This window comes from Azotobacter chroococcum (genome assembly GCF_002220155.1).
GTDB lineage: Bacteria > Pseudomonadota > Gammaproteobacteria > Pseudomonadales > Pseudomonadaceae > Azotobacter > Azotobacter chroococcum.
Genome location: NZ_CP011835.1, coordinates 3,212,037 through 3,230,341 on the forward strand (window position 1 = coordinate 3,212,037; position 18,305 = coordinate 3,230,341).

The following is an 18,305-nucleotide window of genomic DNA, read 5'->3' on the forward strand; positions in this document are numbered from 1 at the left end:
ACCATAACCACCCTAACCAGCAGCCATGGACGATGGTGCGACCCAGCCCTTGCACTTTTCCCACTTTGACGGATCCCAACCTGCCCGCTTCGCCGCATTGCGAAAGCGCGCCACCAGCTTGCCCATCTGGTTCGCATTCGAAATATCCAGATCCGACGCCGGCGCCGCCAGAAAGAACATCGAAAACCGCCGTGACCCCATATCGTCCATCCAATGAATCTGCCCCTTCGGCTTCTCCACATGCTTGCTCAGGAACAGCGACAGTTTCGTAGCCGACATCGCATGCTCCCCGTTCACCGAACACCACTCCCGAAACAGATCGTGGATATCCGAGGTCAACGCCACATCGAACGGCACCCCGAGCACACCCCCGCGCCACTGCCCCAGAAACGTCTCCCAGGCCGTCCGCGACACCTCCACCAGCCACTGCCGCGCCTCGGTATTCGGCGGCCGGGTGCGCTCATCGAAGTCCCCAGTGTCGTAGTTCAGCAAGTACTGATAGAACGCCGCGATCCCATCGTTCGCCAGCTCCCACTTGATCCGCTGCTGCACCTGCTCAGACAACGTCTCACGCGGCCACATCACGAACATCCGCCGATCATTCTCGCCGATCGGCCAGGGCATCATCTCGTTCGAGAGAAACACCGCGTTCATGTAGTTGGTCTCCTCCCAACCGTTCACGAACTTCGACTCGATCCGCACCGTCTTCCCGGTCACCATGTGCTTGATCTTGCCCACCTGGTTGTACCGGTTGTCCCGGCTCACCACCTCCTCGAACACCCCATACAGCTTGTTCGCCTGCCACTGGCTCCACGACGACTCAAGCTGCGCCTGGCCAACCGTCGCGCCGTAGTCGCCATAGATTGGCCGCATGATGTCCGACAGCAGCAACGACTTCCCCGAGCCCTCCATCGTCGAATGCAGCAGCACCGCCGTATCCAGCTTCGCCCCCACATTCTGCAGCGGATAGGCCAGCCAGCAGGTCAGCCAGTGCATCGCCTCCTGGTCCCCGTTGCACAGAAACTTGATCAGATAGCGGATCGCCCGGCAGCGCTCCATATCGTCGACCGGAGCCAGCGGCAGCCCCTCGAACGTATTGATATAGCGCGCCGGGTCCCGCGTCATCCGAGGATCGAACAACAGATTGCCGGCCGGAATCACCCGGCGCTCAGGACTGTTCAGCCACAGCTTGAACGCATCGCCCATGGCGAGCTGAACCGCCCTCGCCGGCAACCGCTCGCGCAACTGCCGATCCCAGATATCCTGGCTACCGTCCAGGTACACATACCGCTCCGTTGCCGGCATTCCCTCCGGATCGCCTGTCCGTCGCGACTTGCCGGCCAGCTTCGCCTGCTCCTCGATCCGCTTCGCCTGCTCCTCGGCGATGCACTTCTTGTCCTCACGGTCGAACCAGGCCTTGGCCTGCGACCTGGTCACGAACGCCTCGAACGCCATCCGCTTCATCTGCACCTTCTTCTGCAGATCGAAGACAGCCGTCTTCCCCTCCACCAGCGCGAACCGCCGAAACACCTTGTCGGCATCCCAGCCAGCCCCCTCCCCCCCTTCTGGAGCAGGAGCCGCGCCGTCGGCGCCGGGCTCATCCCCGGAAAGGGCGCGGGAAAGGTCGGTCGCGGCGGCCGCCTCCGCAGATGGGGCGCGGGGAAGATCGGCATCATTCACCGCCTGCAGCAACTGCGACCGCACCGCATCCAGCCCGTGGGCCACATGCAGATCGTTCCAGTCCAGCTTCTTCGCCTCGGGCATCACGCAGCCTCCCGCGACGAATCGGCCGGCGCGACCGGGAAAGCCGCCACGCCACCCAGGGCAACGGCAGCCGCCTCGGCCTTCGTCCGCCCAGGATTGCCTGGCTTGATCGGATCATCGTCGCCGGCGAACACCAGCCGCGCCGCCGGATACAGCTCCCGCAGCGCCCGGCCAACCGCCAGCAGGTTGCCAGCGTCGAACGCCACCGCCACCGGCCAGCCTGTGGCCTCGTGCACACTGGCCGCCGTCGCATACCCCTCGGCCACCGCCAGCACCTCGGCATCGGCCACATCGCCCAGCAGATGAAAGCAGCCCGACTTGCGCCCGTACTTCGGAAACAGCTTGGTGCCCTGCCCGTTGATCACCTGCAACGCCCAGATCCTCCCGCCGGCATCGCGCAGCGGGATCGCCACACAGCCCTTGCGGAACACCAGCATCGACAGATGCGCCGGTCGCGGCTTCGGCACCATGCCCAGCCAGCGCTGCGCATCCTCACCGACCCAGATCTGGCAGCGCTCCGCCTGATCGTCGATCTCCAACACCACCAGCCTGGAGAAGTAGCCAACCCCGTGGCCGCCCACCTGCTTGCGCTGCAGATACTCGCTCTGCCCTTCGGCCAGGCACTGCTCAGCCCAGATCCGTTCGCACGCAACGGCGACTGCCTCACGCATGGTCGATGACCTGGCCTCGTCAGCCTCGACTTCGGCCTGACGCTCCTTGCGCCGGGCTTCCTGCTGCTCGGCGAACCTCCGCTTGTCCTCCCGGCTCAGCTCCTTCTTCTCAGGCCGCCAGCCGGCATCCATCGCCAGCTTGATCACCGTCCCCATGCCCATGCCCGACTTGCGGAAGCTGCGCCACACCGTCCTCGCATCGCGCGGACTGTACCCGGTGCCAGACTGGCTCCAATCGTCCCAGGCATCGAACGCCGCCTCGCCGAACTCGGCCTTGAGCCCCATTCCCACCTGAATCCAGACCTCCCGGCTATCGGCCGGAATGAACGCCAGCAGCAGGTGAAGGTCGGCCAACTGCAGGTCGATCTTCTCACTCATCTCGCCCCTCCAAATCCCGCTCCATCGCCTCGCGGGCACCGGCCATGATGCCAAGCACCGCCTCGATCACCTGATTACCGTGGCGCTCCAGCTCGAGTACCTCGCGTTCCTCCCAGCGGCCGTCGGCAGCGCCCTGGTGCAGGCTGCCCACGAAGGCCGCCTCATGCTGGAGAAGATCGGCCAGCGCCCGCAGCGCCGCCGGCGTGGCCGGTGCAGGAGCCGGGCGATAGAACACCCCGCCCTGAATCCGCGCGATGGTGCGCAGCGTCTCCCGGGCGTCGACCAGCTCCAGCCAGCGCTCGAAATCTCGCGTCGACAACAGATTGTCCGGGTAACTGATGGAGAGTTTTTTCTGATAGGCGTTGTACGGCCATCCGAGGGTGGCACAGACGGCCACCGGGCCGCCCCGCTCGCGGCGGGTGTCGTGGTCCACGGCCTGCTCCAGAGTCAGAGCTGGGCCGAGGTCACGAGTGGGGTCTACTCGAGACATTGGCGTTAATTCCCTGGTAACGCCGTGGCGAGACACAGAGCTTGTGCCCTATCATCCGCCTCGACGTGTTGTGCTACGTCAGCCAGAAAAAGTCATCAGTCGATGGCTCCACTGGCCCCCGTGTGAGGGGATGGTTGGTTTGCGTGCTGTGCTCCCTGACCATCCCCTCACACTGCCCGGCGCCCTTGTGGTGAGGACTCCGAGCCCGGTTGGCACGGGAACCGTGGTGGGTTTCCGTGCCGACCAACCTGCTGTGTTCCCCGCAAGCGCGGGGATGAACCGTGAAGTACCTCTGAAAGCTTTAGAATCGCGTCAGTGTTCCCCGCATACGCGGGGATGAACCGGCTTGATGTATGTGCCGTACTCCCTTGTGGCGAGGCCGCTGGTCAGGCCAGCGGCTGGTTAGGCCGCGGTTTTCTTTGGAGCCGCCTCGGCCAAAAGCCATGCGGCATCGAATGGAACCCCCCGCTCGGCTGCTGCTTTAGCCAGGCGGCCCGCGTAATCGGTTTCGCCGGTGTAGTCGGTGCGCGGCAGAGCCCCTGCGGAAATCCACTTGTAAACGGCTCGCTGGCTCACTCCACAAATGGCCGCTGCATTTGCAACGCCACCGGCCTTGTTGATCGATTTTCTTAGCGCGCTCATCGGCGCCTCCAAAGCTCAAATTGAACTTACGGTACATATTATGCCGGTACTGAAAGTACATGCAAGTGCGTGCAAAACTGAACCTATGGTTCAGCCAGAAGAAATACGCAGAGAGTTCGTGAAGCGCCTCAAGCAAGCCCTTGCCAAATCAGAAATTGCAGAATGGGGGGCCGGATCTCGTCTTGCGGAAATCACAGGGAAAACCCCTAAAGCTGCCAGCAAATGGTTGAATGGCGAAGCCATGCCTGGGCGGGCCAACATGCAAGCGATTGCGGACGAACTGCATGTCAGCATCCAGTGGCTCCAGTATGGAGAGGGGGAGATGCTTCCTGGTGGCGCAGGCAATAAGTCGAACGTCGAGCTAGGCCCGCTCGCACCTGCCGCCGATAACCACAAAGAAATCGCAGCGGCCAAGGTGATGGAGATGCTGCAAAAACACGGGAATGGGCTGAGCGCAGCAGTCCGGCAGCGGATCGTCGATGCCGTCGCGGACACTCGCAGCGAGCCAGAGCCTCCGGCCAACCAGCCAAGCACTGTGATCATCGCCGACTTCCTGCCCCCTGCCCCAGCCGGCGACGCGATTCGAATCGCGCACTACGACGTTCGGACAGCTCTAGGCAGCGGGCAGCTGGTCCCGGACTACCCCGAGATAATGCCGAATCTGCTCGTCAGCAAGCAGCACTTGCAGGAACTGGGCGTCATCTACAAAGACCCCGCCCACCTCAAGATGCTGACCGGCTACGGCCAGTCCATGGCGCCCACAATCCAGCACCTTGACCCGATGATCGTCGACGCGAGCATCCGTGAGTTCGAGGGTGATGGGATCTACTCATTCGTCTGGCAGGGCCATTTCTACACCAAGCGCCTGCAGGTGGCCGACGCGGAGCATTTCGAGATGATTTCGGACAATCCGAATCACAAGGACCGGCTGATCCGGATCGACGAGACCTACATCCAGGCTCGCGTCCTGCTGGTCTGGAATGCGAAGAAGCTGTGACCGTCTGCCCGCCGGGCAAGGTCTGGATGTAGGTGCCGCTGCTGGACGGATGCGTAGAGTCTCGCCGACCTAACGCATGAGCTCGCTGCTATGGTAGGGTGTACTAGTCAGCGGCGCCGTTGAACATTATAATCGCGCGCCGTTTTCTAGACCGTGGCCGTAAGCGCTTATCAAGCGCAGGAAATATGGCATAGTGTGAAAGGTCGCATGGAGGTTCGCATGGCACAAGACGATAAGGAATCTAGGGCCCTAGCAGGCTTGGGGGCCTCTGCGGCTGCAGCCATTAGCATTCTGCTTGGGGCTGACATTCCACCAATGAATGTCGCCGCCGGCGCTCCGTACATGCACACTCAGCAAGCAAAAGTGTCGCAGCAACTCGTAAATGTGCTGGAGGAAATCAAGGCCAGCGCTAACGAACTGAACGAAATACTGGATCAGGTGCTGATCAAGCTGGTAAATGATCCAGCTTCAGCACAGCAGCTTTCTGCAAGCCAATTCCCCTTGCTCGCAGAGACCCTGCGCAGCCTTGAGCGGTACGTGCGTCAGGCGGAAGACTTTTGTGCTGGTGACGTACAGCGCCGGGACTTCCTAAGAGCACTTGCCTCTATCCGCTCTCGCGTAGTTGATATCGTGTCGATTGCTCGTCAATCTAGCGAGCCGGAGGCGATATTCGAAAGCAGTATCGATCGGAAAGGCTTAGCTGCCCTTGCAGAGCTAGGAACTCGCAACCTGCATAAGCTGGCTGGATGACACTGGATGAAGGCAGTTGTGCGGATTCATCCTGAAACATATGGGCCGCTATTTTCCGATGTCGCCAAGGACTTTCCAGGACTGATCGATACGTTGATAGCCGACTTTAAGCGCTACGTTGATCAAGGCGAGCTGCCCGACTACTTTGGTCGTGATGTTCCGTACGTCGAGCCTGCTGCTGCTTTTAATGCCAGGCTGATGCACCTGCACTTGAAGGTTCCACCTGGCAGTTTCCCTGCTCGCCGCCCTCAGAGAGATAGAACCAGCGACACAGCTCTGGTTTATGTACGAGGAGAGCTTGAGGAGCACGAGTACTGCCTTCTGGCTCTATTTCACCCTGGGGCCCACAAACAGGCGAGAAATCCAGCGATCATGCAGAGTCTGGCCAGACTCGCCAAGAAATTCCGCGACGAACATTAACCAAAGCCCCGCCCCGCGCGGGGCTTTTCGTTTCAGCCCTTCGCGCACTCCCTCAGCCGCACCCGAAGCCACTCCCTCTCCTGCTCGGCGATCCGGGCCCTCACCCGCCGCTGATATACCGCCAGGCGCTTTCTCCTCTCGCCGGAGGTGAACCCGTCCCAGCCATCAAACAGCCCATCGTCATCGACAGTATCCAGATCCGGGCCATAACCTTGCTGTCCAGCCCCAGGCCTGACTGCCAGGTATCCCCCCAAGACAAGCAGGCAGCAAGCGAGCACAAGAGAAAGGATTGAGTTGATCATCATCGGCGCCCTCCTTGGCGGAATCGATTAACCCAAGGTAGCAGCTGCTCGGGGCTGCGGCATAGCGAGCGCTGAAGATGCCACCTGGTTCACGCCTTCGGCCGCCCGCAGCTACTCCCTTTCCCGCTCGCACCGTCAGAATTGGGCTTCGCCACCGTCGACCATCTCGAACTCCCGATCATCTGCCGGGGCAGCATCGTCCGTTTGGCGCTCCCACTTCAGCGTCACGCTGCCGTCTTCATTGGTGACCATCTCCAAGCCATCCGTCTCGGCCAGCAGCTCCAGCACTCCTTCCCACGCCTCGTCCAGATCGGTGTCCAGCCGGTGAATGGTCACCTGCCGCTCCAGCTGCGCTATCGGCGCGTTGATCATCGACGACACCCGTAGACCCAACCTTTCCAGCGGCGTGAGTTCCTGGGGTTGCTGCTTCTGAGCTTTCTGCCTGGCCATATGCCACTCCTTTTTCTGTATGCACATACAGTATTCGTTTGCACACAGATAGCCAAGCCTTGCTGCCAACTCGGCCCTCTTTGCCGACGGCATTGGCTTTTTGCGTTCGAAGAAAATTTGTACTTTTGGTTCTTGACGCAGTTTGTACTTATTGTTCATATTTGCCATCAACGCACACAGCGTTCGACAAGGAGCCGATATGCACACCGCCACCCTGCACGTCCACCCGGCGTGCGCCTCCAACCGCCGGCTGATCGAGCAGCTCCAGGCCGACACCAAACGTCTCGTGGTCATCCGCGGAGGCAAGGCCGAGCTGGTTCGCCGCACCGCCGCCTCCTCCGACCACACCGGCGGCTTCACCCCGTTCGGCGGCGACGCCGCGTAGGGAGGCCGCATGCACCGCACCCTCGACGCCACCGCCGCCCTGCTCGGCATCGGCCCGCGCAAGCTGCGCCGCCGCCTGCGCGACCTCGGCGTGCTCGACCACGCTGGCGACCTGACCAGCGCCCACCGCGACAAGGGCCGCCTCTTCGTCGACTGCCGCAGCCGCTGGAACCCCAGCATCAACGGCTGGAGCCACTACGGCGTGGTGATGACCACCGAAGCCGGCGTGGCCTGGATCGCCCAGCAGCTCGGCATCGAGGTCCGGCGCATGCCGCCGGCCAGTGCGACCGCCTGACCACGCACAGCAGGGAGTGAAACCGGTGAACACCACCAGCACGGCACGCACACCAGAGGGGCGCGAGGAGACAACCCTGCAACTGCTCCGCCGTCGCTACGGCTGCAACTACATCACCGTCGAGCAGCTGTTGCAGGATCACCTGACGAGCATCACGTCGCTGGATTCCCTGGACAAGGCAATCAGCAGAGGACACCTGCAGCTACGCATCGACCGCCTGTACGACAGCCGCAAGGCGCCCCGGATCGTCTACCTCCATCACCTGGCCGACTTCCTCGACCAGGCCGAGAAAACCGCCGCCACCGCGGCCTGACCACCACCACAGGAGCACAGCACCATGAAACCCACCGACGTTGCCGAGTTCATCAACTCGCTGAACGCCTCCATCTTCACCCAGCAGGTCGGCACCGCCCTGTCCGCCGTCGCCGCTGGCGTCGTCGAGCACAACAAGCAGGGCGAAGTCACCCTGAAATTCAAGATGAAGCGGATCGGCGAGAGCAACCAGGTCGCCATCACCCACACCCTGGACTTCGTCGAGCCCACCAAGCGTGGCAAGCGTCGCGAGGACACCACCCTCGACACCCCGATGTACGTCACCGGCAACGGCCTCGAACTCTTCCAGACCGACCCGACCGCGCAGCTGTTCAACCGCGAACAGGCCCCGGTCGTTCCGCGCTAACCCCAACCACCACACGCACAGCACCACCACAAGGAATACAGCATGTCTCTCAGCAAAGAAGCCCTGCAGCTCATCATCGACAACGCCCTCCTCGCCGCAGGCCACCTGCCGGACACCGACAGCCCCGTCGGCTACCTGCCCGAAGGTGCAACCGTCGTCGACATGGAGCGCTACCAGGCTGCCCGCTCCCGCTTCCGCGGCGCCCTGAGCACCGCCAGCCTGGCAGACTTCTCCGGCTACGTGATCGACCACCGCGGCATCGACCCGGCCAAGGGCTTCGTCGACCAGGACGCCATGCGCTGCGTCGTCTTCTTCAACCTGGGCGACGAAACCAGCCCGGGCCATGCCGACGACACCGCCACCCTCACCCTCAAGCCCACCGCCGCCTATCGCGCACTCCAGGCGATCGCCGGCGAACAGCTCAGCCAGAAGGCCCTCGCCGAGTGGATGGAGGACTGGCACGCCAACCTCCTGGCCGAGAGCGAATCCGGCGAGACGATGACCACCGTCCAGGCCATCGCCGCGGTGCGCAACATCACCATCAAGGCCGCCAGCGAGCGCACCCACACCGAAGGCAACTTCGCCGCCCAGCGCAGCGCGATGGATGCCATCGAAGCCAAGAGCCAGGAAACCCTGCCGGGCGCCCTGCACTTCACCTGCATCCCTTATGAAGGCCTCGGCAAACGCGTCATCACCCTGCGCCTGTCGATCCTCACCGGCGGCGAAAAGCCCTCGCTCAAGCCCCGCTGGGTCGGCGAGGAGCAGACCCGCGAAGAAATCGCCCACGAGTTCAAGGCCGTCCTGGCCACTGAGATCGGCGACGCCGCCAGCCTGACCCTCGGCATCTTCAACCCCGGCAAGTAACCACAGGAACACCCGCCGCCGGCCCACCACACCCGCCGGCGGCGGGCACAGGAGCACAGCACATGGAACTCACCCCCAACCATATCGCCATCGTCCTCGGCGTCACCCTCAGCGTCGGCATCACCACTGCCGCCTGCTACCTGACTGGCCACGACGCCGGCGCCCGCACCGGCCACAAGCGCGGCCATGCCGACGGCTACGACAGCGCCCTCGACGACCTGATGCCCGAACTCAACGAAACGGCCATGCGCCTGAACAGCGCCGAGCGCACCCTAGCCGCGACCCAGGCCGAACTGCGCCAGGTGAAGGACGAACGCGCCTGCGACCGCCGCAACGCCGCCGAGGCCATCGAAGAACTCACTCTGCAGCTCGACGAGGCGAAAGGCCTGAACGCCGCGCACGCAACCCTGCTGCGCCAGGCCGCCACCCACCTGGAACTGGCCGCCGCCACCTGGGACGCCATGACCGCCACCCGCAAGGCCAAGGACTCCCGCATCCTCGCCGAACTGCTGCGCGACCGGGCCTCCACCTTGGCACCCGAACAGCAGGAGGCCGCGGCATGAACAACGCCATCCACTTCGTCATCGACCTGGAAACCATGGGCAAGGGCCCGCTCGCCCCTATCGTCGCCATCGGCGCCGTGTGCGTTGCCAAAGGCGCAGTCGTCGATGAGTTCTACATCCGTATCAGCCTCGAATCGTCGCTCGCCTTTGGACTCGAACCGGACGCCTCCACCATCCAGTGGTGGCTGCAGCAGAGCGACGAGGCACGCCGCGAAGTCGACGGCCGCGAGCCGAGCGAACACCTGAGCCCCGCCCTGATCGACCTGAGCAACTGGATGCTCGAGCACGCCACGGAAGAAGAAGCCCACGTCTGGGGCAACGGCTCCAGCTTCGACAACGTTATCCTGCGCAGCAGCCTTGAGACGTGCGGCATCGAACTGTCCTGGCAATTCCGCCACGACCGCGACCTGCGCACCCTGCTCGCCCTCTACCCCGAGGCCAAGGATGTCGGCGCGTTCGAAGGCACCAAGCACCACGCCCTGCACGACGCCCGCCATGAGGCCAAGCAGCTGATCGCCGCCCTGGGCATGCACTACGGATCGGCATGGGGAAGCAAGGCATGAGCACACCAACCACCCAGCCCTACGCCTGGCTCGGCGCCGCCGGCCTCTACCGGACCCAGAGGGAGGGCGTGGCCAACGGCGAGCAGCAGCTGACGCCGCTCTACCTGCATCCGGCCACTGCCACCCAAGCATCCGCCGACGTGCTCGCCGAACGCATCCGCCAGATCGAGCAGGAACAGTGGTGCCCCGAGCACGACGACCAATACACCCGCGGAGAACTAGCCACCGCCGCTGCCGCCTATGCGACGAGTTCGCACTGGCATGCAATAGGCCACAAGTCAGGCATCCCACCAGCGCGCTGGCCTTGGGACCAATCAGGCTGGAAGCCCACCACCCCACGGCGCGACCTGGTGAAAGCCGGCGCCCTGATCCTAGCCGAGATCGAGCGGCTGGATCGCATCGAAGCAAAGGAGGGCTCCCCATGCGTGACGCCCTGACCAACCTGCGCAAACTCCCGGCCGCCGTCGCCCGACTCGCCGAGCTGCCAGCCGGCAGCCCGGTGGTACACGTCAGCGCCCCGGCCCGCCAGCGGCGCCTCGACGGCCTGTTCTTCGACCGCGGCCAGAACACCTGGATCGCCAAGCTCGACGGCAGCACAACCTGCCAGCCGCGCGACCTTCGCCTGCCCGGCGACCAGCTCGACCTGCTGGCCCCTTGCGAAAGCGGGAGGGTCTGGGCATGACCAGCCTCTACCGCATCCACCCGCAGCCTGCCTTCAACTTCGGCGGCCTGGTCATCGACAACTTCGGTGGCGGAGGCGGCGCCTCAACCGGCATCGAGCTCGGCCTCGGCCGGCCGGCCGACATCACCGCCACCGCTGGCTTCACCCCAGCCCACTGGCGCGACAACCAGGACACCGGCATCCCGGGAGTCAGCAAAACCGAAGTCACCCGCCGGGAACTGGCTCTCGCCGACAGCATCCGCGCCTACGCCTCGATCGGCATGAAAGAACGCCAGATCCGCAGCAAGACCGTCATCAGCACCGCGATCCTGCGCAAGATCGCAAAGCGGCACAGGATCGCCATGGCGAAAGCAAGGCGTAAGGAGGCGGCGTGACCACGACGATCTTTTATTCCACCGAAATGCCCAACGAGCAGGCCAAGGTCACCGGCGGCATCCCCACCAAGCCCATGCGCTGGCATGTCGGCTACGTCGTCAAAACCCCAGACGGAAGCACCGTTGTCCAGGGCGAGAAAACCATCCAGCGTGCTGCCTTCGAGGAACTGCGCGCCGTCATGAACCACACCATCGACGTGATCGGCGACGAAGTCGGCAACGAAGCCACCTTCGTCAGCTGGCGAGCCACCGCCCATGGCGGGAAGAAGGGGAAGAGAGGTAAACGCAAGTGATCGGCATCCCAGAAACCGACACGCTCGAGCACAGCCGCATCAGCGCGAACGTCAATACCGGCTTTCAGCTGACCACTGCGGACGGGCGCCAGGCACACCTGGCGATTATCGACGAGGACGGCAACGTCATCGAAGCTGGCCAAGCCGTTGCCCAAGAGGCTTGGAACGTGTGTATTGCCGTGCAAAAGAACTTCTGGCGAGGTATGGGACATTTAGTGGTACATAGCGAGCCGCCGGGCATAGCTAAGCCGGCTAACGTAGCATGAAAAAGGGCCGGCATCATGCCGTGCCCTCTGCTAAAGAGGGACTAAAATCTCTCATAAATAGCTATTTTGAGAGGCAAAAAAATGACACTAAAGTACAAGTTATCATCGGTAGCTATTAGCATTTTTTTCATCAACACTATTTATGCAGCTGATTTTCCCTGCGACCCCCCTCCATCCGGTCTTGCTACCTTAAATACAGCCCAAAATGTATATCCAAGACTGACAAAATTTGCAGTATCTGTAGAGAAAAACACACCACACCTAACTAACACTAAGGACCTTACCTCCTTCTCTGCTGGGTTTGTTCACCCCGGACCAATTGGAGCCCCCCGCCCCCCCTTAGACTTTCAACACCCTACTGAGCCACCACCTTTAAGACCAGACTCACTACCACAATTAGTTGATCCTGAGAAATTTGCAAAACTTTATTGGTATCAAAGAGAAGAGCAAAACCCAAAACTTATATTTGACACACAGACCAAGATTACCTTAGGCAACCTCTGGAAACCTGATCCCTCAATCCTGAGGCAATCAGACCCGAAGAGCGCCATCGATGAGGCAAAAAAGAGAAGTGTGTTGAAGCTATCAGATAGCGAGCATGAGCGAATTGAGAGCAGCGCAACCTGCTCTAAGGCATTCGACACATTACTCACAACTTTTGAATCCCAAAAGACCAAGATAGGCTTTTGGACTGACGAAACAAACAACAACTTAGCTAATTTTATTAACTGGTATTATCAGTCGGATCTACCCAAAGAAAATCGCGACAAGGCAGCCCCAATAATTAAAGCTCAAAAAAAATATGAACAAGCATGTTTAGAAAAAACAATTCCGACCGAAATCAACCCAGCACTTATACAGCAAGCCGTTGGGCTATTATCATTTGAGAACAAGGTTTTTTGCACCGCACTTCGGCTATCAAAAAATGAAATCCTCACCACAAAACACTGCTTTCTAAGTCCTGACAATGGCACCCATCTGGAGGATGTTATAGCTGCGCTAGAAAATAAAGGGCAAATATGGTTTACATATGAGGCTGAACCATCAAATCGCTTCGGCATTTGCAAAACCTCTTTACCTAAGGCAACATTTAAAAGCTTCGGCCCTGAAAGTGACAATGTTAAGTTGCGCATTAGCACGACTAATGCCCCTGTAGCACCGCTACGCTGGGCTTCCTCAAAAAAGGATGGAGGCCCCCTAGAGGATGGTACCTCCCTTTATTTACGTGGTTACTTTCCATTCACAGAAACTGCAAGTACGGATCTTGAGCGGCTTCGCTCTACCGCTGTAGGCGGTTGCTTTGCACATTCAATAGCTGGGCGCTGCTTTTTTCATGCATGCCAGACAACTCCAATTATGAGTGGCGCCCCTATTTTTATCAGACCCGAACCAGGCATCCAACGTAATCTCTTGGAGGTTGCCGGAATCCATATCGGGTCAGCTCCCCTATCCAACCCTATAGGTAAGAATGGCCCGGTTTGTAGCGGCGCAGATGGGACTAAAGTCCCCTTAAGCAATCTTGCTTATCAACCATAGAGGGAATTTTATGAAAACTTTAGAGCAAGGAAATTTCAAAATCTTAACTATAGCGCTATCTGCGGGAGCGATAGGTCTTTGCTTCTGGTCGGGCACATGTTCAGCACAAGAGCTCCGAGCAGCATTTGCACCCGAGTGCCCAACAACAAATTTTCCCCGCACTGAAGGTATGATTGAAACCCCAGCCATACCTTTGGCTATTGCCAGCTCATTTGCAGGACTACTTGTTGACAATGGAATTTCCTCTATCAAAAAAACAGTTAACCCAGAAAATGCAAATATCGAAGCACAGTTCCTAGAGCAAGGCCTTTATATGTATGAAGGAGACCCAAACGCAGAATCAAACAACCCACCCCCAGATAAGACCAATACGCCAAAGCCTATCGTAAAACCATCACACAAGATGGGCTGCCTAGTTGTAGCAGTTGGTGAATTCACAGTTGCAGAATATGGAGTACAAGGATGGAAATTACCTTTCAAATCAGAGCGACCCGACCCCAAAGAAGAAGATCGCCAAACAAGCTCTAACTGGAGAATTGGCAATACTCTTGGCTTGATGGGCCCTGCGACGCTGGCTCTTTACATGGAGGCAACCAGAGTCTTTTCGAGCGATAAAACTGCTATAACTTGGCGCCCAGTGAGACTCTACATAAGCAAGTATCTCAATGACAGTATCTGGGGAGGCAAATCAAGAAGCACATCTATAGAGATACGACTGTACAAGCCTGGCATAAAAGAAGCATTTTTAAGCCAAACATTTGCATTTGGAGCCGTAAGAAAACCCGTCGACAAAAACTCAAAAGACTTCGACAGTAGCAATATTGGAACATGGAGCACACTGCCCGCAGCGCCAGCTTTACCTGCCAACTTCAAACCATTAAAAGAAGGCCGAGCGTTCGCCCCCTATACGCTTGAGGTGAGAGTAGTCGAGGCTCCGAAACCATATATGCTCGCACAGGCGTTTGCAGGAGCAATCGAAACCAATAAGGATGCCATCAAAAAAGAAGCAAGCAATGCTATCGACCAAAACGCAAAAATAACAAGCAACCTTACTGCAGAGGATGCCACTCTCGATGCAATCAATATTTTCCTAACAACACTACAAACAGTGGCCACCACTTGTACAACCGACAAAACAAAGGATGATACTGGCAAATTTGCCTGCTTAATTTCTCGTGATAAAGCATTAACAGCAAGACAAAAGGCCGATCTTTCCTGTAAGTCTAATGCGGTCCCAAGCTGCGACTCACTACCTGAGGTGCCAAACATTCGTAGTTGAATTTCTTTTTCGGTCAAGGTGCGTGCTCCTAAAGAAAGCACGCATGTAAATAACCATGCCACCTATGAGTGCAACCTCCCAGCTATCTACCCTGCCCAATCCTCGCTTGCCACCCATGCCCCGCTGCGCCGGTCGATCTGGATCAGCCGGGGCGCTCCCCCCTTCGGCACCATCATCATGTCGATTGTTCGGCCCCGGCGCCCATCGGGCGCAATCCCTCGCATGTAGATCACCAGCCGCTCGAACGTATCCAACACCAGCTGCCGCACCTGCTCTCGGGCACCATAGTCACCCTGCTCGACCAGCGCAGCCAGCTCAGCCCAGCGCTCGGCCTGCGCCGGCTCGACATGAACCGCCGCCACCGACAGCTCCCGCTCCAACTGCTGCACTCGCGCCTGCGCAGCGACCTGCTGCTGCTCCAACTCCCGCGCCCGCCGCACGAACGCCAGCGGCGCCGCACCGCTCTCGTCGGCCAGCAGCGCATCGGTGATCCTCGCCAGTTGCTTGTCCAGTTCCTCGACCTGCAACCGCGCCTCGGCCAGCTGCTGTCTCAGGTCAGGACCATCGACCGCCGCCTGCTGCAGCCGCTGCAGGTTCATCTGGTCCGCGCAGTAAGCCAGCAGAGCCCGTTCAACAGGAACAACACTGCAGCTTCCGCCATCCGGACACCCTCTCCCCTTGCTGTAGGATGTGCAATGTAGGCGCCGATGGCCATCGGCAAGACTGCCATCCGCCCTGGCCCGCCCCATGAGGTTCTGTGCGACGATTGCTGCCCCGCAGTACCCACAGAATGCCAGCCCAACCCCGGTGATGATCCCCGGAATCTCCCCCGCGCCACGCCGCCTGTACCGCTGCCCGGCCAGCAGCTGCAACTCGTCGAACTCGGCATCGCTCAACACCCGCGGGTAATACTCCTCGAGGAGATAGTCCTCGCCATCCACCGAGATCCGCTTCGCCCCCCGCAGCGCCGGCAGCCGCACAAGGCGGTAGATCTGCTGGCCGGAAATCCCCCAGTCGCTGAGCATATGGCCATCCGCGAACATGCGCTTCGCCGCGCGCCCTGCGCCCAGCCCACAGCGGTAGAGATCCAGCGCCGCCCGCACCGCCTCCACCCGCTCCGGGATCAGCTCCCAGCCCTCTCCTGTCCAGCGCACCCACTGCGGGTCCTTCCCGTTGCGGATCAGCCCCCGGTAAGTGCCTGCCTGCCAGCCCTCGCACTGCCGCCGGATCGAGGCCTTCACCCGCTTGCTCTTGGTGTCTGACTCCTCGTGTGCACGGATCATCACCAGCAGCGAGTACACCAGGTCCATCGGCTGCGCCTTGAGCCCGGCCCGGTTGTACTCCCGCCCATCGCTCGCCGTCACGACCGTGATCCCGGCGTTGATGATCTGCGCAAGCTGCGCCTGCGCCTGGATCGGCTCCGCCCGGCTCAGCCGATCCAGCCCCTCGACGATCAGCACCGACCCAGCGGGAATCCGCCCCTCATCCACCGCCAGCAGAAATACTCCCAGCGCCCCCTGCTTGACGTGCTTCTGGTGGTAAGCCGACAGCCCCTCATCCCTCAGCGACAGCGTCTCGTCCAACTCAAACCCGCGCGCCGCCGCCCATGTCTGTGCATACTGCAACTGCCGATCGGCACTACTCCCCGTCGCCTGCCGCGGATCGGAAAACCGCAGATAGCTGTATACTTTCGCCCCATTTTTCACCGCCGGCCCCCGAGGTCTCTACAACGTCATGTCGAAGAAAGTCGGAAGTATAGGGTTTATATCGCTCGGGTGCCCGAAGGCCACCGTCGACTCCGAACGCATCCTCACCCAGCTGCGCATGGAGGGCTACCAGATCGTGCCGTCCTATGAGGACGCCGACGTGGTGGTGGTCAATACCTGCGGCTTCATCGACAGCGCCAAGGCCGAGTCGCTGGACGCCATCGGCGAAGCCCTGGCCGAGAACGGCAAGGTGATCGTCACCGGCTGCATGGGCGTGTCCGAGGACAGCATCCGTAACGTGCATCCCAGCGTGCTGGCGGTCACCGGCCCGCAGCAGTACGAGCAGGTGGTCAACGCCGTGCACGAGGTGGTGCCGCCGAGCACGGAGCACGATCCCTTCGTCGACCTGGTGCCGCCGCAGGGCATCAAGCTGACTCCGCGCCACTACGCTTACCTGAAGATTTCCGAAGGCTGCAACCACAGTTGCGCCTTCTGCATCATCCCCTCCATGCGCGGCAAGCTGGCCAGCCGTCCGGCAGGCGAGGTGCTGGGCGAGGCCGAGCGCCTGGTCAAGGCCGGCGTCAAGGAGCTCCTGGTGATCTCCCAGGACACCAGCGCCTACGGAGTCGATCTCAAGTACCGGACCGACTTCTGGAACGGCCAGCCGGTGAAGACGCGCATGCTCGAACTGTGCGAGGAACTCGGCAGGATGGGCGTATGGGTGCGCCTGCACTACGTCTACCCCTACCCCAACGTCGATGACCTGATCCCGCTGATGGCCGCCGGCAAGATCCTGCCGTACCTGGACATTCCCTTCCAGCACGCCAGCCCGAAGATCCTCAAGGCGATGAAGCGCCCGGCCTTCGAGGACCAGACCCTGGCACGCATCAAGCGGTGGCGGGAGATCTGCCCGGAGCTGACCATCCGCTCGACCTTCATCGTCGGCTTCCCCGGCGAGACCGAGGAAGACTTCCAGTACCTGCTCGACTGGCTGAGCGAAGCCCAGCTGGATCGCGTCGGCTGTTTCCAGTATTCGGCGGTGGACGGCGCACCGGCCAACGAACTGGAAGGCGCGGTGCCGGAGGAGGTCAAGCAGGCGCGCTGGGAGCGCTTCATGGCCCACCAGCAGGCGATCAGCGCCGCGCGCCTGCAGCTGAAGATCGGCAAGGAGATCGAGGTGCTGATCGACGAGGTCGACGAGCAGGGCGCCATCGGCCGCTCCGCCGCCGACGCCCCGGAGATCGATGGCAACGTCTACGTCGACAGCGAGCAGGAACTCAAGCCGGGCGACAAGGTGCGCGTGCGCATCACCGACGCCGACGAATACGACCTCTGGGCGGAAACCCTCTGAGGTCCGCGCCCGCACGCCGCTCCGGCCCTTGCGGAGTGGCGCGCTCCGCGGGACAAGCAGAGCAGAGATAACGCCTGCCTTTCCTGTCTGGCTCTTGACCTATCCCGATGCGGGTAGCAGCCTCCTCATCCAGGCCATCTCGCATCAGCCCAGCTCAAGGAGGCTTATGCATCCGATTTTCTACCTTCTCGCCGGCACCGTGCTGCTCGCCGGCTGCGCAGGCACCTCCACGACCAGGGACGGCGGCCCGTCAGCCGGACGCTATGAGGGCCATCTGGTCATGGCCCCGGAGATGCATGTCTTCGTCCCCTGCAATGCCGAGGCCCCCCTCTGGCTGGTGGCGGACGAAGCCACCGACCACCGTCTCGAGGCCCAGTACACGAGTCTGGTCAGCGAACCCTACGAGGAAGCCTTCGCGGTCCTGCGCGGCACCCCGGGACCGCAGCTGGACTGCCCGGGCTGCCGTGATTTTCCGGGCAGCTTCCGGGTCAGCGAAATCATCGAATATCGCCTGGCCGAGGCGGGAGACTGTCGGTGAGGTGACGGCGCGCCGTCCGAGCGGAAAGCCCCTGACCGTGAACGGAAAAGGGCCACAGGCCCTGTCCC

Annotated in this window: 26 protein-coding genes; 19 read left to right on the forward strand and 7 right to left on the reverse strand. The window is 61.1% G+C overall.

Translation table 11 applies throughout. The features are described from left to right. Positions 1 to 12: 12 nt before the first annotated feature. The 4 genes from ACG10_RS14900 to ACG10_RS14915 all read right to left on the reverse strand — a co-directional run bounded on the left by ACG10_RS14900 (position 13) and on the right by ACG10_RS14915 (position 3,945). Positions 13 to 1,764, reverse strand: a complete 1,752-nt coding sequence (locus ACG10_RS14900; protein ID WP_089168808.1) for a DUF5906 domain-containing protein — start codon at positions 1,762 to 1,764, stop codon at positions 13 to 15. Continuing rightward, entirely contained in the window at positions 1,764 to 2,813 is a 1,050-nt protein-coding gene (locus ACG10_RS14905) for a PriCT-2 domain-containing protein (RefSeq protein WP_089168809.1), read from the reverse strand. The genes ACG10_RS14900 and ACG10_RS14905 overlap by 1 nt, the downstream gene beginning before the upstream one ends. Continuing rightward, complete coding sequence (locus tag ACG10_RS14910) at positions 2,806 to 3,246, reverse strand: hypothetical protein (RefSeq protein ID WP_232487121.1); 441 nt, start codon at positions 3,244 to 3,246, stop codon at positions 2,806 to 2,808. The genes ACG10_RS14905 and ACG10_RS14910 overlap by 8 nt, the downstream gene beginning before the upstream one ends. Positions 3,247 to 3,705: 459 nt before the next feature. Beyond that, positions 3,706 to 3,945: a helix-turn-helix domain-containing protein gene (locus ACG10_RS14915; RefSeq protein ID WP_089168811.1), complete on the reverse strand. Its 240-nt coding sequence runs from the start codon at positions 3,943 to 3,945 to the stop codon at positions 3,706 to 3,708. Between the two features lie 118 nt (positions 3,946 to 4,063). On the opposite strand from ACG10_RS14915, the gene ACG10_RS14920 reads away from it, so the two are divergent. The 3 genes from ACG10_RS14920 (at position 4,064) to ACG10_RS14930 (ending at position 6,112) form a co-directional block, all read left to right on the forward strand. Then, positions 4,064 to 4,942 (forward strand): LexA family transcriptional regulator, encoded by an 879-nt coding sequence (locus ACG10_RS14920; RefSeq protein WP_232487122.1) that lies wholly within the window; start codon positions 4,064 to 4,066, stop codon positions 4,940 to 4,942. Positions 4,943 to 5,161: 219 nt separating this feature from the next. Next, a complete protein-coding gene (locus tag ACG10_RS14925) occupies positions 5,162 to 5,692 on the forward strand; it encodes a hypothetical protein (protein ID WP_157731463.1) in 531 nt (176 codons plus the stop codon). Positions 5,693 to 5,698: 6 nt separating this feature from the next. After that, complete coding sequence (locus tag ACG10_RS14930; protein ID WP_089168814.1) at positions 5,699 to 6,112, forward strand: type II toxin-antitoxin system YafO family toxin; 414 nt, start codon at positions 5,699 to 5,701, stop codon at positions 6,110 to 6,112. 32 nt (positions 6,113 to 6,144) lie between these two features. Here ACG10_RS14930 and ACG10_RS14935 read toward each other — a convergent pair whose 3' ends face one another. Further along, positions 6,145 to 6,417 (reverse strand): hypothetical protein, encoded by a 273-nt coding sequence (locus ACG10_RS14935; protein WP_089168815.1) that lies wholly within the window; start codon positions 6,415 to 6,417, stop codon positions 6,145 to 6,147. Between the two features lie 132 nt (positions 6,418 to 6,549). After that, a complete protein-coding gene (locus ACG10_RS14940; RefSeq protein WP_332460667.1) occupies positions 6,550 to 7,023 on the reverse strand; it encodes a DUF1654 domain-containing protein in 474 nt (157 codons plus the stop codon). A 40-nt stretch (positions 7,024 to 7,063) separates the two neighbouring features. Between ACG10_RS14940 and ACG10_RS14945 the strand changes: the two genes are divergently transcribed. The 14 genes from ACG10_RS14945 (at position 7,064) to ACG10_RS23805 (ending at position 14,642) form a co-directional block, all read left to right on the forward strand. After that, positions 7,064 to 7,249: a hypothetical protein gene (locus ACG10_RS14945; RefSeq protein WP_089168816.1), complete on the forward strand. Its 186-nt coding sequence runs from the start codon at positions 7,064 to 7,066 to the stop codon at positions 7,247 to 7,249. A gap of 9 nt (positions 7,250 to 7,258) precedes the next feature. Then, positions 7,259 to 7,543 carry a hypothetical protein gene (locus tag ACG10_RS14950; RefSeq protein ID WP_089168817.1) on the forward strand — a complete coding sequence of 95 codons (285 nt, stop codon included), beginning with the start codon at positions 7,259 to 7,261 and terminating at the stop codon, positions 7,541 to 7,543. A 25-nt stretch (positions 7,544 to 7,568) separates the two neighbouring features. Next, positions 7,569 to 7,856, forward strand: coding sequence for a pyocin activator PrtN family protein (locus ACG10_RS14955; RefSeq protein ID WP_157731464.1), 288 nt, complete (start codon positions 7,569 to 7,571; stop codon positions 7,854 to 7,856). Between the two features lie 24 nt (positions 7,857 to 7,880). Further along, positions 7,881 to 8,222 carry a hypothetical protein gene (locus ACG10_RS14960; RefSeq protein WP_089168819.1) on the forward strand — a complete coding sequence of 114 codons (342 nt, stop codon included), beginning with the start codon at positions 7,881 to 7,883 and terminating at the stop codon, positions 8,220 to 8,222. 42 nt (positions 8,223 to 8,264) lie between these two features. Continuing rightward, entirely contained in the window at positions 8,265 to 9,086 is an 822-nt protein-coding gene (locus ACG10_RS14965; protein ID WP_089168820.1) for a DUF2303 family protein, read from the forward strand. 62 nt (positions 9,087 to 9,148) lie between these two features. Further along, on the forward strand, positions 9,149 to 9,649 hold the full coding sequence (locus ACG10_RS14970; RefSeq protein ID WP_089168821.1) for a hypothetical protein: 501 nt from the start codon (positions 9,149 to 9,151) through the stop codon (positions 9,647 to 9,649). Next, on the forward strand, positions 9,646 to 10,212 hold the full coding sequence (locus ACG10_RS14975) for a 3'-5' exonuclease (protein ID WP_089168822.1): 567 nt from the start codon (positions 9,646 to 9,648) through the stop codon (positions 10,210 to 10,212). The genes ACG10_RS14970 and ACG10_RS14975 overlap by 4 nt, the downstream gene beginning before the upstream one ends. Beyond that, a complete protein-coding gene (locus ACG10_RS14980; RefSeq protein ID WP_089168823.1) occupies positions 10,209 to 10,649 on the forward strand; it encodes a hypothetical protein in 441 nt (146 codons plus the stop codon). Before ACG10_RS14975 ends, ACG10_RS14980 begins: the two co-directional genes overlap by 4 nt. Next, positions 10,634 to 10,894 (forward strand): hypothetical protein, encoded by a 261-nt coding sequence (locus ACG10_RS14985; RefSeq protein ID WP_089168824.1) that lies wholly within the window; start codon positions 10,634 to 10,636, stop codon positions 10,892 to 10,894. Before ACG10_RS14980 ends, ACG10_RS14985 begins: the two co-directional genes overlap by 16 nt. After that, positions 10,891 to 11,268 carry a hypothetical protein gene (locus tag ACG10_RS14990; protein WP_089168825.1) on the forward strand — a complete coding sequence of 126 codons (378 nt, stop codon included), beginning with the start codon at positions 10,891 to 10,893 and terminating at the stop codon, positions 11,266 to 11,268. The genes ACG10_RS14985 and ACG10_RS14990 overlap by 4 nt, the downstream gene beginning before the upstream one ends. Continuing rightward, the gene (locus tag ACG10_RS14995; RefSeq protein WP_089168826.1) at positions 11,265 to 11,561 is read left to right on the forward strand and encodes a hypothetical protein; all 297 of its coding nucleotides are present in this window, start codon (positions 11,265 to 11,267) and stop codon (positions 11,559 to 11,561) included. The genes ACG10_RS14990 and ACG10_RS14995 overlap by 4 nt, the downstream gene beginning before the upstream one ends. After that, positions 11,558 to 11,827, forward strand: coding sequence for a hypothetical protein (locus ACG10_RS15000; RefSeq protein WP_089168827.1), 270 nt, complete (start codon positions 11,558 to 11,560; stop codon positions 11,825 to 11,827). The genes ACG10_RS14995 and ACG10_RS15000 overlap by 4 nt, the downstream gene beginning before the upstream one ends. Before the next feature lie 81 nt (positions 11,828 to 11,908). Then, entirely contained in the window at positions 11,909 to 13,363 is a 1,455-nt protein-coding gene (locus ACG10_RS23800; RefSeq protein ID WP_157731465.1) for a trypsin-like serine peptidase, read from the forward strand. Positions 13,364 to 13,373: 10 nt separating this feature from the next. Then, positions 13,374 to 14,642 (forward strand): hypothetical protein, encoded by a 1,269-nt coding sequence (locus ACG10_RS23805; protein ID WP_157731466.1) that lies wholly within the window; start codon positions 13,374 to 13,376, stop codon positions 14,640 to 14,642. Between the two features lie 86 nt (positions 14,643 to 14,728). Here ACG10_RS23805 and ACG10_RS15005 read toward each other — a convergent pair whose 3' ends face one another. Continuing rightward, positions 14,729 to 16,348: a recombinase family protein gene (locus tag ACG10_RS15005; RefSeq protein WP_089168828.1), complete on the reverse strand. Its 1,620-nt coding sequence runs from the start codon at positions 16,346 to 16,348 to the stop codon at positions 14,729 to 14,731. Between the two features lie 28 nt (positions 16,349 to 16,376). Here ACG10_RS15005 and rimO point away from each other — a divergent pair, with 28 nt between their 5' ends. Together rimO and ACG10_RS15015 are read left to right on the forward strand one after the other, a co-directional pair. Next, on the forward strand, positions 16,377 to 17,699 hold the full coding sequence (rimO, locus tag ACG10_RS15010; protein WP_089168829.1) for a 30S ribosomal protein S12 methylthiotransferase RimO: 1,323 nt from the start codon (positions 16,377 to 16,379) through the stop codon (positions 17,697 to 17,699). 166 nt (positions 17,700 to 17,865) lie between these two features. Then, entirely contained in the window at positions 17,866 to 18,237 is a 372-nt protein-coding gene (locus tag ACG10_RS15015) for a hypothetical protein (RefSeq protein WP_227028829.1), read from the forward strand. Positions 18,238 to 18,305 lie beyond the last annotated feature (68 nt).